The sequence below is a fragment of the Sphingomonas echinoides genome, assembly GCF_029623395.1.
Lineage (GTDB): Bacteria > Pseudomonadota > Alphaproteobacteria > Sphingomonadales > Sphingomonadaceae > Sphingomonas > Sphingomonas echinoides_A.
Genome location: NZ_JAPYKK010000019.1, coordinates 57,792 through 72,079, shown reverse-complemented (window position 1 = coordinate 72,079; position 14,288 = coordinate 57,792). Strand labels below are relative to the sequence as shown.

At 66.0% G+C, this 14,288-nt stretch carries 12 protein-coding genes; 5 read left to right on the top strand and 7 right to left on the bottom strand.

Features of this window, described 5'->3' with window-relative positions:
• Positions 1 to 31: 31 nt before the first annotated feature.
• A complete protein-coding gene (lgt, locus tag QBJ92_RS12595) occupies positions 32 to 928 on the bottom strand; it encodes a prolipoprotein diacylglyceryl transferase (protein ID WP_277970044.1) in 897 nt (298 codons plus the stop codon).
• Between the two features lie 78 nt (positions 929 to 1,006).
• Here lgt and QBJ92_RS12590 point away from each other — a divergent pair, with 78 nt between their 5' ends.
• From QBJ92_RS12590 to QBJ92_RS12570, 5 genes are all read left to right on the top strand, one after another.
• A complete protein-coding gene (locus QBJ92_RS12590; RefSeq protein WP_277970043.1) occupies positions 1,007 to 2,713 on the top strand; it encodes a class I adenylate-forming enzyme family protein in 1,707 nt (568 codons plus the stop codon).
• A 91-nt stretch (positions 2,714 to 2,804) separates the two neighbouring features.
• Positions 2,805 to 5,057 carry a xanthine dehydrogenase family protein molybdopterin-binding subunit gene (locus tag QBJ92_RS12585; protein ID WP_277970042.1) on the top strand — a complete coding sequence of 751 codons (2,253 nt, stop codon included), beginning with the start codon at positions 2,805 to 2,807 and terminating at the stop codon, positions 5,055 to 5,057.
• On the top strand, positions 5,057 to 6,070 hold the full coding sequence (hemH, locus tag QBJ92_RS12580) for a ferrochelatase (protein ID WP_277970041.1): 1,014 nt from the start codon (positions 5,057 to 5,059) through the stop codon (positions 6,068 to 6,070). The genes QBJ92_RS12585 and hemH overlap by 1 nt, the downstream gene beginning before the upstream one ends.
• Before the next feature lie 38 nt (positions 6,071 to 6,108).
• Entirely contained in the window at positions 6,109 to 6,831 is a 723-nt protein-coding gene (gene phbB / locus QBJ92_RS12575; protein WP_277970040.1) for an acetoacetyl-CoA reductase, read from the top strand.
• Between the two features lie 89 nt (positions 6,832 to 6,920).
• Positions 6,921 to 8,537 (top strand): hypothetical protein, encoded by a 1,617-nt coding sequence (locus QBJ92_RS12570; RefSeq protein ID WP_277970039.1) that lies wholly within the window; start codon positions 6,921 to 6,923, stop codon positions 8,535 to 8,537.
• A gap of 15 nt (positions 8,538 to 8,552) precedes the next feature.
• Here QBJ92_RS12570 and QBJ92_RS12565 read toward each other — a convergent pair whose 3' ends face one another.
• The 6 genes from QBJ92_RS12565 to flgL form a co-directional block, all read right to left on the bottom strand.
• Positions 8,553 to 9,689: a GNAT family N-acetyltransferase gene (locus QBJ92_RS12565; RefSeq protein ID WP_277970038.1), complete on the bottom strand. Its 1,137-nt coding sequence runs from the start codon at positions 9,687 to 9,689 to the stop codon at positions 8,553 to 8,555.
• Positions 9,690 to 9,698: 9 nt separating this feature from the next.
• Positions 9,699 to 11,078: a glycosyltransferase gene (locus QBJ92_RS12560; RefSeq protein ID WP_277970037.1), complete on the bottom strand. Its 1,380-nt coding sequence runs from the start codon at positions 11,076 to 11,078 to the stop codon at positions 9,699 to 9,701.
• Positions 11,078 to 11,983, bottom strand: coding sequence for a flagellar motor protein MotB (locus QBJ92_RS12555; RefSeq protein WP_277970036.1), 906 nt, complete (start codon positions 11,981 to 11,983; stop codon positions 11,078 to 11,080). Before QBJ92_RS12555 ends, QBJ92_RS12560 begins: the two co-directional genes overlap by 1 nt.
• Positions 11,983 to 12,330 carry a hypothetical protein gene (locus tag QBJ92_RS12550; protein ID WP_277970035.1) on the bottom strand — a complete coding sequence of 116 codons (348 nt, stop codon included), beginning with the start codon at positions 12,328 to 12,330 and terminating at the stop codon, positions 11,983 to 11,985. The genes QBJ92_RS12555 and QBJ92_RS12550 overlap by 1 nt, the downstream gene beginning before the upstream one ends.
• A 1-nt stretch (position 12,331) precedes the next feature.
• Positions 12,332 to 13,195, bottom strand: a complete 864-nt coding sequence (gene motA, locus QBJ92_RS12545) for a flagellar motor stator protein MotA (RefSeq protein ID WP_242138179.1) — start codon at positions 13,193 to 13,195, stop codon at positions 12,332 to 12,334.
• A gap of 172 nt (positions 13,196 to 13,367) precedes the next feature.
• Entirely contained in the window at positions 13,368 to 14,282 is a 915-nt protein-coding gene (gene flgL / locus QBJ92_RS12540; RefSeq protein WP_277970034.1) for a flagellar hook-associated protein FlgL, read from the bottom strand.
• Between the last annotated feature and the right edge of the window lie 6 nt (positions 14,283 to 14,288).

Here is a 14,288-nt window from a genome sequence, read left to right as displayed (position 1 = left end):
TCCGCAAGCGTGGTGGAGGGGGGACCGAACGTCAGGCGACGCTCTTATCCCCCGCGATCGGCACCACGCGCTGGCGCCGTCCCTTGGCGGTCGCGACCAGATACAGCCCGCCGATGATCATCGGCAGCGTCAGCACCTGGCCCATGTGGATCGTCGTCGCGAAGAAGGTGCCGCTAAATTGCGAATCGGGCTCGCGGAAGAATTCGACCGTGAACCGCGCGAGACCGTAGCCGACCAGGAACAGCCCGACCAACCGACCCGGCTCGTAGCGCGCCTTGGTCCGCCAGAAAGCGAACCACAGGATCGCGAACAACGCGATCCCCTCCAGCCCTGCTTCATAGAGCTGGCTCGGGTGGCGCGGCACGTCGTTGCCGGTGCGCGGGAAGATGATCGCCCAGGCGACGTTGGAGGGCTTGCCCCACAGCTCGCCGTTGATGAAATTCGCGATCCGCCCGAAGAACAGCCCGAACGGCACCGCGCAGGCGAGATAATCGTGGATCCGCAGCCAGTCGAGCTTCTCCTTGCGCGCGAACAGGATGATCCCGATCGACGTGCCGATCATGCCCCCGTGGAACGACATGCCGCCGTCCCACAGCCGGATCAGCCGCCACGGGCTGAGCAGCATGTCGGGCGCATAGAAGATCGCATAGCCGATCCGCCCGCCCAGGATAATCCCGAGCGTGGCGTAGAACACCAGATCGTCGACATGGCGGCGCGCCATCGGGCTGCCGGGCTGTGCGATCAGCTTGAGCAGATACCACCAGCCGACCAGAATCCCGGTGATATAGGCGAGCGAGTACCATTTGATCTGAAAGAAGCCGAGGTCGAGCGCGACCGGATTGAGGTGCAGGTCCTCGAACCGCAAATGCGTTCCGGTGGCAGCGGTCGTCGCTTCGGCGAGCAGGGGTAGAGCGGCAGTCAGGATCAAGGCTTTTCCCCCGGGATTTGCGCCTCCATAATGGCGACTGGCGACAAGACCAAGCGACAAGACAGAATGGAGAGACAGATGCCGAGCATATTGGACGGCCGTATGGATGCGACCCTCGCCGCCTTGACCGGGCCGGGTGGTCCGCTCGCGGTCGCGACGGTCGCGGTCGTTGGTCTGGAGCTCCCCGTCATCACCGGCGTGCCGCAGACGCTGCCGCCCTATTTCGCGCATTATTGCAGCGAGCATGCCGACAAGACTTTCCTCGTCGCGGGGGCGGAGCGCCTCACCTTCGCGCAAGTCCACCACGCCGCGCTGTGCGTCGCACAGGCGCTGGTCGCGTCGTATCGCATCCGGCCGGGCGACCGCGTCGGGATCGCGATGCGCAATTCGCCGTCGTGGATCGTGCTGTACATGGGGATCCAGATGGCGGGCGGGGTCGCCACGCTGCTCAACGGCTGGTGGCAGGCGGAGGAACTCGGCGCGGCGATGACCGAGGTCGAATGCAGCCTCGTCTTCGCCGACCCGCCGCGCGCGCGCCGGATCGGCGCGGTGGATGGGCTCGGCGTCCCGGTCGTGACGGTGGACGACGCCTTGCCACTGGAGCAGGCACTCGCCGGGCTCGATCCGGCCGACGTCGTGCTCCCGGAGGTCGGGCCGCTGGACCCCGCGACGATCCTGTTCACCTCGGGCTCGACCGGCCAGTCGAAGGGCGCGATCAGCGATCATCGCGCGGTGACGCAGGGCGTGTACAATTACCTCGCGCAGGCGCTGGTGATGCTGAGCATCACGACGCAGGACGGCAGCCCGCCAGACGGCCAGCCCGCGACGCTGCTCAACGTGCCCTTGTTCCACGTCACCGCGGAAGTCCCGGTGTTCCTCCAGAGCTTTGCGATGGGCCGCAAGCTGGTGCTGATGCCCAAATGGGATGCCGAGGAAGCGATGCGGCTGATTCAGGCGGAGCACGTCAGCTACTTCGTCGGCGTGCCGCTGATGAGCTTCGAGATCCTGACCCACCCCAATCGCGCCGCCTACGATTTGTCGAGCGTCACCGATTTCGCAGCGGGCGGCGCGCCGCGTCCGGTCGAGCATGTCCGGCGGATCGCGGACGAAATGGGCGGGCCGAAGCCGCTGCTCGGCTATGGCCTGACCGAGACCAACGGCATCGGCTGCGGCAATTTCCGCGACAATTACCTCGCCAAACCCAATTCGACCGGACGTCCCTCCGCGCCGCTGGTCGATCTGGCGATCCTCGACGATCACGGACGCCCGGTGGCGCAGGGGGAGCGCGGCGAAGTAGCGATCCGCTCGATCTGCAATTTTCGCGCATATTACGGCCGTCCCGACGCGACCGCCGCCGCCTTCACCCCCGACCGCTACTTTCTGACTGGCGACATCGGGTATCTCGATGCGGATGGCTATCTGTTCATCGTCGACCGCAAGAAGGACATCATCATCCGCGGCGGCGAGAATATCTCCTGCCAGGAAGTCGAGGCGGCGATCTATCAGCATCCCGCGGTGGCGGAGGCGGCGGTATTCGGCTTGCCCGACGAACGCTACGGCGAAGTACCGGGCGCGGTCGTCCAGGTCCGCGCGGATGCGCGCGTCAGCACCGACGAACTGTGCGCGTTCCTGTTCGCGCATGTCGCCGCATTCAAAGTCCCGCAGCGGATCTGGATCGTGGAGACCGCCTTGCCACGCCTGGGCACCGAGAAGATCGACAAGGTCAGCCTGCGCGCGACCTATCGTGCGATCGCCGCGGCGGAACAGGCGGGGGTGGCGGCCTAAGGCCGTCGACGGGGGAACGGTACGGAGGCGTGACCGCCTCCCCCGCGCCCCGCGCTTTCCCCCGCGGGATCGGCACGATACAGCAACCGCAATGCGCAACCGTCTTCCCCCATCGCGTTCGTCCGCGGTCACTCGTCGCGGACTGTTGATCGGGGGCGGCGCGGGGGTCGGGCTGGTGCTGGCGTGGGCGGTGTGGCCGCGGCGCTATCTCCCCAATCTGGCCGCCGACAAGGGCGAGACGATCTTCGGCGCGTGGATCAAGATCGGCGACGACGGCCATGTCACCGTCGCCGTGCCGCAGGCGGAGCACGGCCAGGGCGTCTACACCGCGCTGCCGCAGATCGTTGCGGATGAACTCGGCGCCGACTGGCGCACCGTCGCGGTCGAGCCGGCGCCGCTCAATCCGCTGTACGCCAATCCACTTGGCGCGAATGCGCTGTTCGAAACCGACACCGCCACGTTGGTCGGGCGATGGCGCGATGCGCACGCGGTCGCCACGACGACGATGCTCACCGCCGGATCGAGCTCGGTCCGCGCGTTCGAGGACGATCTGCGGCAGGCCGGCGCCGCCGCGCGTGTGCTGCTGTGCAAGGTCGCCGCGACGCGCTGGGGCGTCGACTGGCAGGCGTGCGACACCAAGGCGGGCTTTGTCATCCACGGCACGGATCGGCTCCGTTTCGCCGATCTCGCCGCCGAAGCCGCCGGCGGGACGCTGCCCGAGGCGTTGCCGATGCGGATCAACCAGGACGACAGCCGCCTCTCGGGCCAGTCGCTCCCGCGGCTCGATGCGCCGTCCAAGGTCGATGGGTCGGCGAATTTCGCGGGCGACGTGCGGTTGCCCGACATGGTCTTTGCCAGCATCCGGCAGGGACCGATCGGTGACTCCAGACTGCTGCGCGTTGACCGCGCGGCGGCGGACCGGATCCGGGGCGTGGTGCAGGTCGTCACGAACGATCGCTGGGTCGCCGCGATCGGCAACAGCTGGTGGGCCGCCAACCGCGCGCTCGACGCGCTCGCCCCACGGTTCGAGACGCGCGGTCCGATCGTCACCAGCGCGACGATCGACGCGGCCTTGCGCGCAGCACTCGATGCCCCGGGAAAGCGGATCGAAGCGGTCGGGGACGTGGAGGCCGTGCTTCAGGCTACCCGGCCCGTCACTGCCGAGTATCGCGCCGGTCTCGCGGTCCATGCCGCGATCGAGACGATGAGCGCGACCGCGCGCTTTGCCGACGGGCGGCTCGAACTGTGGCTCCCGACGCTGGCGCCTGCGATGGCGCGCGCTGCCGCAGCGGCGGCAGCGGGAATCTCTGCCGACAAGGTCGTCGTCCATCCCATGCTGATCGGCGGATCGTTCGGCGCGAACCTCGACTCCCGCTGCGCCGAGCAGGCGGCCGTGCTCGCGGTAAAGCTCAAGCGCCCGGTCCAGCTGACCTGGTCGCGCGTCGAGGATTTGCTCCACGATCGTTTCCGCCCCCCCGCGATGGCGCGCATGGCGGCGCGGCTCGGTGCGAACGGACAGATCCTCGGGTGGCGCACGCGGATCGCCGCGCCTGCGACCGGGCAGGCGATCGCAGGGCGTCTGTTCGCGCATGATCCGGGCTTCCGCACCGCGCTCGCGCTGACGCCGCCGGGCGACCCCTATGCGGTCGCCGGGGCCGCGCCGCCGTACCGGATTCCGGCCTATGCGATCGACCACCACCCCGCCGAGATCGGCGTGCCGACCGGGCATTGGCGCTCGGGCGCGCACAGCTACACCGCCTTCTTCACCGAATGTTTTCTCGATGAACTCGCGCATCTGAGCGGGATCGAAGCGCTGTCGTTCCGGATCGGGTTGCTCGGCGGCAACGCGCGGCTTGCGCGCTGCCTGTCGACCGCCGCGTCGCTGGGGGGATGGGAAGGCGGGATTTCGGGGAGCGGGCAGGGGATCGCCTGCCACAGCTTTCGCGGCAGTCATATCGCGGTGCTGGTTGAGGCGCATGTCGGGGAAGGCGGAGCGGTCAGCGTCGACCGGATCGTCGCCGCAGTCGATTGCGGGCGGCAGATCAACCCGGACCTCGTCCGCCAGCAGATCGAGGGCGGATTGCTGTTCGGCATGGCCGCCGCGACCGGCGGATCGACCGACATCACGCGCGGCATGCCCGACGTGCGCAGGTTTGGCGATCTCGGCTTGCCACGGCTTGCGGACACCCCCGACATCACAGTCGAGCTGATTTCCAGCCAGGCCGATCCGGGGGGCGTGAGCGAACTCGCGGTGCCGCCGGTTGCGCCTGCGATTGCCAATGCGCTGCAAGCCGCTACGGGCTATCGTCTGCGCGGTCTTCCGCTCGTTCCGGGATCCAAGTGATGCAAGCTGTTCTTCCCGCCGGTCATCCGCCGGTAAAGCCACGCCGGATCGGGGTGTTGCTGACCAATCTCGGCACGCCCGACGGATCGGACGTCCGCTCGGTCAAACGCTATCTCGGCGAATTCCTGTCGGATCGTCGTGTCGTCGAGATTTCACCGCTGGTGTGGCAGCCGATCCTGCGCGGGATCATCCTCAACACCCGCCCCAAGAAATCCGCGCACGCCTATTCGCAGGTGTGGACCGCGGACGGCTCGCCGCTGGCCGCGATCACCAAGGCGCAGAGCACCGCGCTGCAAGGCGCGTTCGGGCCGGACGTGATGGTCGACTGGGCGATGCGTTACGGCAAGCCCGCGATCGGCGAGCGGTTGCAGGCGATGAAGGACGCCGGGTGCGACCGCATCCTGATCGCGCCGCTGTATCCGCAATATTGCGCCGCGACGACCGCGACCGCCAACGACAAGGCGTTCGCTGAGCTGGCCAAGATGCGCTGGCAGCCCGCGCTGCGCACCCTCCCGCCGTATCATGACGATCCCGCCTATATCGATGCGCTGGCGGAATCGATCGAGGCAGGCGTCGCCGCGCTCGACTTTGAGCCCGACGCGCTGATCGCGAGCTTCCACGGCATGCCCAAGCGGACGCTCGAACTCGGCGATCCGTACCATTGCCATTGCCAGAAGACCGGGCGGCTGCTCGGCGAGCGGCTGGGCAAGCCGCTGATCGTGTCGTTCCAGTCGCGCTTTGGCCCGGCCAAATGGCTCGAGCCCGCGACCGACATGACGCTGGAGGAGCTCCCGGCGACGGGCGTGAAGAAGGTCGCGATTTTCGCGCCGGGCTTTTCTGCCGACTGTCTCGAGACGCTCGAGGAGCTCGCGATCCGCGGGCGCGAGAGCTTCGAGGAGAAGGGCGGTACGCATTTCGCGTATATTCCGTGCCTTAACGCGAGTGATATCGGTATCAAAATGTTGCGCACTTTACTTGCACGCGAACTTGAAGGCTGGGCCAACCCGGCATAGCAAGGGCATGGGACTAGAAGATCCACAGGAGAGAATGCATGGCACGCGTCGCGATCGTAACCGGCGGCACCCGCGGTATTGGTGAGGCTATCAGCCTTGCCCTCAAGGATGCCGGGATGACCGTTGCGGCCAATTATGCAGGGAATGACGAGCGTGCGCGCGCCTTTACCGAGCGGACCGGGATCGCGGCGTTCAAGTGGGACGTGTCGGATTACGAAGCATGCCAGGCGGGTTGCGCGCAGGTCGCCGAACAGCTCGGGCCGATCGACGTACTGGTCAACAATGCCGGCATCACCCGCGACGGCACGATCATGAAGCTCAGCTATGAAGCCTGGAAAGAAGTCATCGACACCAATCTGGGTGGTTGCTTCAACATGGCGAAGGGCGTGTTCCCGGGAATGCGCGACCGTAAATGGGGCCGCATCGTCAACATCGGGTCGATCAACGGGCAGGCCGGGCAATATGGTCAGGTCAATTATGCCGCCGCCAAATCGGGCATCCACGGCTTCACCAAGGCGCTGGCGCAGGAAGGCGCGCGCGCCGGGGTGACGGTCAACGCGATCGCGCCCGGCTATATCGATACCGACATGGTCGCTGCGGTCCCCGCCGACGTGCTTGAGAAGATCGTCGCGAAGATTCCGGTCGGTCGCCTCGGTCAGGCGAGCGAGATTGCGCGCGGCGTTGCGTTTTTGTGCTCGGAAGAGGGTGGTTTCGTCACCGGATCGACGCTGAGCATCAACGGCGGGCAGCACATGTATTGATGCGATCGCGCTGGATCACGGCCGCGGGCCGGGGCAACCGTGACGAACGCGGCTTGTCTCGACCCGGACCGGCACGGTAAGGGCCCGGGATGCAGGGGGACACCGCACCGCTTCATTGGTGGCAGACGCGCACGTTCGTGGCGGTGATGGCGCTCGTCGCGCTGATCCCGCTGCTGCGTCCGGAAATCGCCCCGCTGGTCGATCTGCCCGGGCACATGGGCCGTTACCGGGTCCAGCTCGAGATCGGCGAGCACCCGTGGCTCCGCGATTGGTATGATTTCAGCTGGCAGCTGATCGGCAATCTTGGGATCGACCTGCTCGTCATCCCCTTGTCCAAGCTGTTCGGGCTCGAACTCGCGGTCAAGCTGATCATCATGACGATCCCGTTGATGGTCGTAACCGGCTATCTGTGGATCGCGCGCGAAGTGCATGGGCGGATCCCGCCGACCGCGCTGTTCGCGTTGCCGATTGCCTATAGTTACCCGATTCAGTTCGGCTTCGTGAACTTCGCACTGTCAATAGCGATCGCGCTCAATGCCTATGCTTTGTGGCTGCGGTTGGGGCGGCTCGGGCGCCTGCGGCTGCGCACCGCGATTTTTGTCCCGTTTTCCTGCGCCTTGTGGCTGTGCCACACGTTCGGCTGGGGCGTGCTCGGCGTCCTGGCGTTTTCGGGAGAACTGATCCGTCAGCACGACGCGCGCGGGCAGCATGGTGTCAAAAGCTGGATCACGGCGGGGTTCCACGCCGGGCTGGGGTGTCTCCCGCTGGCGTTGCCGTTGCTGCTGATGGTGGCGTGGCGCAGCGGCGAACACGTCGGCGGGCAGACCGCGGACTGGTTCGACTGGCGGGCCAAGCTGCGTTGGCTGACGATGACCTTCAAGGACCGCTGGATGACCTTCGACATCGCGTCGATCGCGGTCGTCCTGCTCATCCTGTTTAAGGGCATTCGCGACCCGAGTATCGAGTATTCGCGCAACCTGTTGTTATCCGCGCTGTTTTTGCTGCTCGTCTACATCCTGTTGCCCCGCATCGTGTTCGGTTCGGCCTATGCCGACATGCGGCTCGCGCCGTTCATGCTGGGGGTGGCGGTGATCGCGCTCCGCCCCAAGCCTGGCCTGTCGATGCGCGGCAGTGCGACCTTGGCTGCCTTGGGGCTCGCCTTCGTGCTCGCGCGGACGGGGGCGACGACGGTCAGCTTCTGGATGTTCGCGAACGATTACGACCGCGAGTTGAAGGCGCTCGAGCGCGTCCCGATCGGCGCGCGACTGGTATCGTTCGTCGGCGAGCAATGCGGCAACCCGTGGGTGATGAGCCGGCTCGAACATCTCCCCGCGATCGCGCTGGAGCGGCGGCTGGCCTACACCAACGACCAATGGTCGATGGCGGGCGCGCAGCTGTTGACCACGCGCTATCTGCCCGCGCGCCGCTTCGCGCACGATCCGTCGCAGATCGTGACGAGCGTGCAATGCCCGCGCGAATGGTGGCGGCCGATCAACATGGCGATGGCGCGCTTCCCGCGCGATGCGTTCGATTATGTGTGGCTGATCCGCCCGCCGCCCTACGATCCGCGCTTCAACGAAGGGCTGGTGCCGATCTGGCGTGACGGGACGAGCGTGCTGTTCCGCGTCGATCACGGCGCGCCGGGGATCAAGGTCAGCGATGAGTCGCTGCGTCTGCGCTCGCGCCCGATGCCCGCCCCGTTCTGAGCCCCACGTTCTGATTCAGCCGCGTCGGAACGGCGTCAGTTCGCCGAGATATTCCTGATCCGCCTCGACCGAAGCGCGTTCGCGTGCGAGAAAGTCCGTGATCGCGCGGCGGAAGTTGCGGTCCGGGATGTAATGCGCGGACCAGGTCGGCACGGGAACATAGCCGCGCGCAAGCTTGTGCTCGCCTTGCGCACCGGCCTCAACTGTCTTGAGCCCCCGCGCGATCGCTGCGTCGATCGCCTGGTAATAGCACAGCTCGAAGTGGAGGAACGGCACTTCCTCGGTGCAACCCCAATAGCGGCCGTAGAGCGTCTCTTCCCCGATCAGGTTGAGCGCCCCCGCGATCGTGCGACCGTCGCGCTCTGCGAAGATCAGCAGCACCTTGTCCGCCATCGTCTGCCCGAGCAGCGTAAAGAAGCTGCGCGTCAGATACGGCTGGCCCCATTTGCGGGCGCCCGTGTCCTGATAGAAGCGCCAGAACGCGTCCCAATCCGCTTCCGAGATACCCGCTCCACTGACGTGGCGGATCGTCAGCCCGTCGACCGCCGCGCTGCGTTCCTTGCGAATGGCCTTGCGTTTGCGGCTCGCGAGCGCGTCGAGGAAATCATCGAACCGGGTGTAACCGTCGTTCTGCCAATGGAATTGCGTGCCTTCGCGCAGCAGCCAGCCCGCTGATTCGAACGCGGGGAGCTGATCGGGCGAGACGAAGGTGGCGTGGGCGGACGACAAATGGTGCTGGTCGGTGACCGCCTCGATCGCCGCAATCAGCGCGGGGGCCTGCGCCGGGTCGCGCAGCAGCAGCCGCGGCCCGGGGACGGGGGAGAAGGGCACTGCGACCTGCAGCTTGGGGTAATAGCTTCCCCCGGCGCGCTCCCAGGCGTCCGCCCAGGCATGGTCGAAGACATATTCACCCTGGCTGTGGCTCTTGGCATAGGCTGGGGCGATGGCGGCGGGACGGCCGTCCGGACCGTCGACGAGGATTGGGATCGGCTGCCACCCGGTGCGCGCGATGGCGCTGCCGGAGGCTTCGAGGATCGCGAGGAAGGTATGGCTTACGAAGGGGTTGGCTGTGCCAGCACAGGCATCCCAATCGGCCGCGGGAATTGCGGCGATGCCGTCGGCGATGCGGGCGGTGACGGCGTTGGTGCTCACGTTGCCAAGTTAGGGGTTCGCGGCACGCTTCTCAACCGGTTGCCCGCTGATCCCCCAGCATAACACGAGCAGCAGGACTGGCGTGGCGAACTCGCGGTGCCGTTCGCCGAATTCGAACCAGACGCCGAACAGCATCCATTGCAGCGCACAGGCGGCGATCAACAACAGCAGCGGGATGGGAATACGGCTGTGGCGCAGCACGTTACCGGCGAGCAGGACAAGGTGCGAAAGCTGTGCAACCGGCCAGAGCAACGCGGCAAGCGTGAGCGGGAGCGTGGGCTGCATCGCCGTCAGTCGCGTGACTCCGAACACACCGATTCCGCCAGCCCGCGCCAGTTTTGCCGCAGTCAAACGCAGGAAAGCTGCAGGATGCCCGTCGATCCACGCCATTGCGAGCGCTTTTATACGCGCATTATAGACCAATTCGGGGAGGCCCTTGAGCGCGGGCGGGGGCGGTTCCCAATTGCCCGTCGCATTGGGGTTGTTCCCGATCCACAGGCTCGCCCCGCTCGCGCTGGTGAGCGGGACGAAGGCGTGGAACAGCGTCCAGTTGCGCACCCACCAGGGCATCATGACCGCGGCTGCGACGATCGCACCCCGCAGCCCGAACAGCAGGATCCGCCACCGCGGGATCTGCCCGAGCAGGACGATCGCGAACAGCGCGGCGATCGGTGCTTCGCCGGGTTGGGTAAGGGCCAACACCCCGGCGGGAACACCCAGCGCGACCGCCCCGCGCCAGCCGGGACGCGGAGTCAGCCAGACCAGCGCCAGAACCGTCACGAGCAGCGCGCAAAGCGATTCCTTCTGCGCGAGCGGGGCAGAGAACAGCACCGAGGGCCAGATCAAATACAGCCATGCCGCACGCCGCCCTGTAGTCGCATCGCCGAGCCGGTCGCCGAGGCGCTCGATCATCCGCGCGGTCAGCAGATCGGTCAGCGTACCCAGCGCGAGCAGCGAACCCGTCGAGAAGCCCGCGATCGCACCCCATCCGGCAAGCAGCACCGGATAGGCCGGCGGAAACAGCGCGCGCCAGTCGGAGCCGAAATACGGTTCGTAGAGGGAAAGGCCGCGCCCTGCGAGCAGGCCCTTCGCCAGCATCAGATAGGCGTGCGGATCTCCGGGGGAAACACGGTCCGCGCTGATCATAGTGACGGCTGCCCGCAGGATCAGCATCACCGCGAACAGCACCGCAAGGCGTCCGACCGTCGGGGCTTGCCGCAGCATCGCGACCCCAACCGTGGCGATGGTGATCCACACAGCGACGGCCGCCAAACCGGTCCAGCCGAGTCCCCAACGCGCCGCGAGATCGGGCAGCGAGGTCAGACCGTACAGCGCCAGCACCGCGAACAGGGCCGCGGTCGTCAACCGCAGGGCGCGCGTGGCGGACATCACTCGCCGAACGCGGAGGCGCGGTACAGCAGCGTAATCGCGACTCGGCGATTGCGCGGGTCGGACGGGTTGTCGCGGATGATCGGTTCGCGGTCGGCGACCCCCTCGATCCGGTTGAAGCGGTTCTCTGGCGTGCCGCCCGCCGCCAGACGACGGCGAGTCGCCTCGGCGCGCGCGCTCGACAGCATCCAGTTGTTCATCGCAAGCGGATCACCGTAACCGAGGCTGTCGGTATGCCCGCGGATCATGATCGGATTGGCGGTCCCCTTGATCGATTCGGCGATCAGCCCGAGCAGCGCCGAGGCGCGCGGCTCGAGCTGCGTGGTGCCGAGATCGAACATCGAATAATCCGCGTCGTCGAGCAAATCGATCCGCAGCCCACTTTGCGTGCGGACGAAGCGAACGTGCGATGATAGTTTCTTGAGCTGCGGACTCGAGGCCATCGACGACACGACCTGGCGCCGCATCTTCTCGAAGTTCTTGCGATCCTCCGCGGACATCGCCGCGCGATCCTTGAGCGTCCCCTTTTGCCCCGAGCCGACCTGCGTGCCCCCGGTCGCGTCGATCGGCACGGTCATCGCGCGCGTGCCGGTCTGCGACGCCTTGTGCTGGTAACTGTCCTTGTCGGTGATCGACGACCCGCCGAACAGCCCCATCGATCCCGCGCTGTTCTGCTTGAGCTGGACGAGCGTAGGCGAGAAATAGTCGGCGAGCGCCTTGCGCTGCTTCTCGTTGGTCGCGCCGAGCAGCCACATCAGCAGGAAGAATGCCATCATCGCGGTCACGAAATCGGCATAGGCGACTTTCCACGCACCGCCGTGATGTCCGCCATGTCCCTCGATATAGACCTTCTTGTAGATGATCTTGGGCGGCTGGTTGGTGCCATGCGGCGCGCGGGCGGCCATTAGCGGCGATTCCCGAGCAGGACCGGATCACACAGCATCGCCACCGCGCGTAGCGCAGAGACCGCATCGGTATAAACCCGACCGTGGGCGGCGGAAGGACCGGAAGTGTCTGGCTCGCACAAAGCCACTAAGCCACGAAGGGTTTCATCACGCAAAGGCGCAAAGGCGCAAAGAGAAGACTTGGCCTCGGGAATGGCGCTTCGGCAGAGTGCCGGACGGGCAGTGAGTGCGAGCCGCTTCGCGGCTTTGCGGCTTTGCGTAAGATCTTCTTCTTTTGCCGTCGCAAAAGGCAGGAACGCCGGAGCCCCTGGGCGACTGATGTCGTGGATTTGCAGCGTGGCCATCACCTCACCGCGCCCGCAGGCCGTCGAACACTTCGGCGAAGCCCGGCTGGTTCGAATGCGCGATGCCGGAGCGCGCCGCTTCGATCACGAGCGGCTGCGGATGGCCGTGGAGCGAGGCGATGATGATCTGCTTGACGACGTGATAGATCGCGCCGTCTGCCTCGATCACCTGCTTCAGCCGGTTGGCGAGCGGCGCAACGATGCCATAGGCCAGCAAAACGCCCATGAAGGTCCCGACCAGCGCAGAGCCGATCATCGCACCGAGAATCGCGGGCGGTTTGTCGATCGAGCCCATTGTCTTCACCACGCCGAGCACCGCCGCGACGATGCCGAGCGCGGGAAGCGCATCGGCGAGGCTCGAGATCGTCCCGTGTGGGCCTTCGACCTCGTGGTGGTGCGTCTTGATCATGTTATCCATCACGTCCTCGACCGCATGGACATCAAGCGTGCCCGACGAGACGACGACCAGCCGCAACGTGTCCGCGATCAGGTTGATCAGCGTATGGTCGGACAGCAGTCGGGGATACTCCGCAAAGACCGCAGAGGATTTCGGATCCTCGACATGCGGCTCGAGCGCGATCGGGCCTTCGGTGCGGAGCATCTTCATCAGCTTCGACACGAGGAAGATGACGTCGAGATAGTCCTGCTTCTTGTATTTCGGGCCCTTGAAGACCTTCATGAAGCCGCCACCAAGCGCCTTCAGTTCCTTCATCGAGTTGCCGATGATCAGCGCGCCGACCGCAGCGCCGCCGATGATCAGCATTTCGTGCGGAATCGCCTCCATGACCGGGCCGAGCGCGCCGCCTGTAATGGCAAAGCCGCCGAAGATCATCACGAGGAGGACGACAAGACCGATTGCGGGAAACATGAGTGGCGCTATGCCCCTGTAAACGCTGCAATTGACGTTGCTGCACGACGCTTGCGACCCGCATCGGCCGCTACACTTTCGGTCTAGGGTGATTCAGTAGCAAAACGGTTAACCAGCGCAGCGCTGACGTTAATTACGCTCGGCCGAAGCAATTCCCGCCTCCGGGAAAAGATCAGCGCAAATAGGTGAACAACGACAGGCTGCTCAGCTTGCTGAAACTCGCCTGGGTGGCCGACAGGATCGTCATCTGCTTCTGCAATTCGGTGATTGCCGCCGAAAGGTCGGTGTCTTCCAGCTCGGTACGATCGCTCTCGCGCGCGGCGGCGGCATCGGTGGCTTGCGATGAGACGATGTCGAGTCGCGCGGCGCGCGCACCGACCGATCCCTGGACGTTGCTGACTTGCGATTGGGCGGCGTTCAATCCGTCGATCGCGGTTGCCGAGGATGCCGATACGTCCCCGCCCGCATCGAGCGCGGCGATGTAATCGGACAGCACCGCAAAGACGTCGGTCTTGCCGCCGGCCTTGGTCGGGATGTTGCCGAAGACGCGCTCGGCGCTGTCGGTCGCGGTGACCGCGGTGTCGTCGCCAACCGGAATCGCGGGAAGTTCGCCGGTGCCGCCGAGCGTGACGCTCCCGTCCGCGGCCTGCACCACCGCCTTGGTCCCGGTCGCGGCGCCGAACAGCGGTTGCCCGCGCGCATCGCTGGTATTCGCAAGGTTGACGAGATCGTCGAGGATGCTCTTGAGTTCGATCGCGATCGTCTTGCGATCGCCGTCGTTGAGCGTGCCGGTGTTGGCGCGCAGCGTCAGTTCGGAGGCGCGCTGCAATTGCGTCGACACTTGAGTCAGCGTCGAATCGGATTGTTGCAACAGGGATTTGGCGAGACTGATGTTGCCGGAATAGGCAGCTTGATCCGCCGTCGCCTGTTTGATCGACGCCAGCCGATTGTACGCAACGACATCCTGCGACGGCGCGCTGAGTTTCTTGCCCGTCGCGATCTGCGTGTTGAGCGTGCTCGTCTGCGTCGACAGATTGGTCATCTGCGCCGAGGTACGATCGTAGAACAGGCTGGTGCCGATTTGCATGGGCTG

Excerpts from the sequence above, each read along its gene's own strand:
- phbB (WP_277970040.1), top strand. The coding sequence starts at position 6,109 with ATGGCACGCGTCGCGATCGTAACCGGCGGCACCCGCGGTATTGGTGAG.
- motA (WP_242138179.1), bottom strand. The coding sequence starts at position 13,195 with ATGTTTCCCGCAATCGGTCTTGTCGTCCTCCTCGTGATGATCTTCGGC.
- QBJ92_RS12560 (WP_277970037.1), bottom strand. The coding sequence starts at position 11,078 with ATGTCCGCCACGCGCGCCCTGCGGTTGACGACCGCGGCCCTGTTCGCG.
- flgL (WP_277970034.1), bottom strand. The coding sequence starts at position 14,282 with ATGCAAATCGGCACCAGCCTGTTCTACGATCGTACCTCGGCGCAGATG.
- QBJ92_RS12570 (WP_277970039.1), top strand. The coding sequence starts at position 6,921 with ATGCAGGGGGACACCGCACCGCTTCATTGGTGGCAGACGCGCACGTTC.
- QBJ92_RS12585 (WP_277970042.1), top strand. The coding sequence starts at position 2,805 with ATGCGCAACCGTCTTCCCCCATCGCGTTCGTCCGCGGTCACTCGTCGC.
- QBJ92_RS12555 (WP_277970036.1), bottom strand. The coding sequence starts at position 11,983 with ATGGCCGCCCGCGCGCCGCATGGCACCAACCAGCCGCCCAAGATCATC.
- QBJ92_RS12590 (WP_277970043.1), top strand. The coding sequence starts at position 1,007 with ATGCCGAGCATATTGGACGGCCGTATGGATGCGACCCTCGCCGCCTTG.
- hemH (WP_277970041.1), top strand. The coding sequence starts at position 5,057 with ATGCAAGCTGTTCTTCCCGCCGGTCATCCGCCGGTAAAGCCACGCCGG.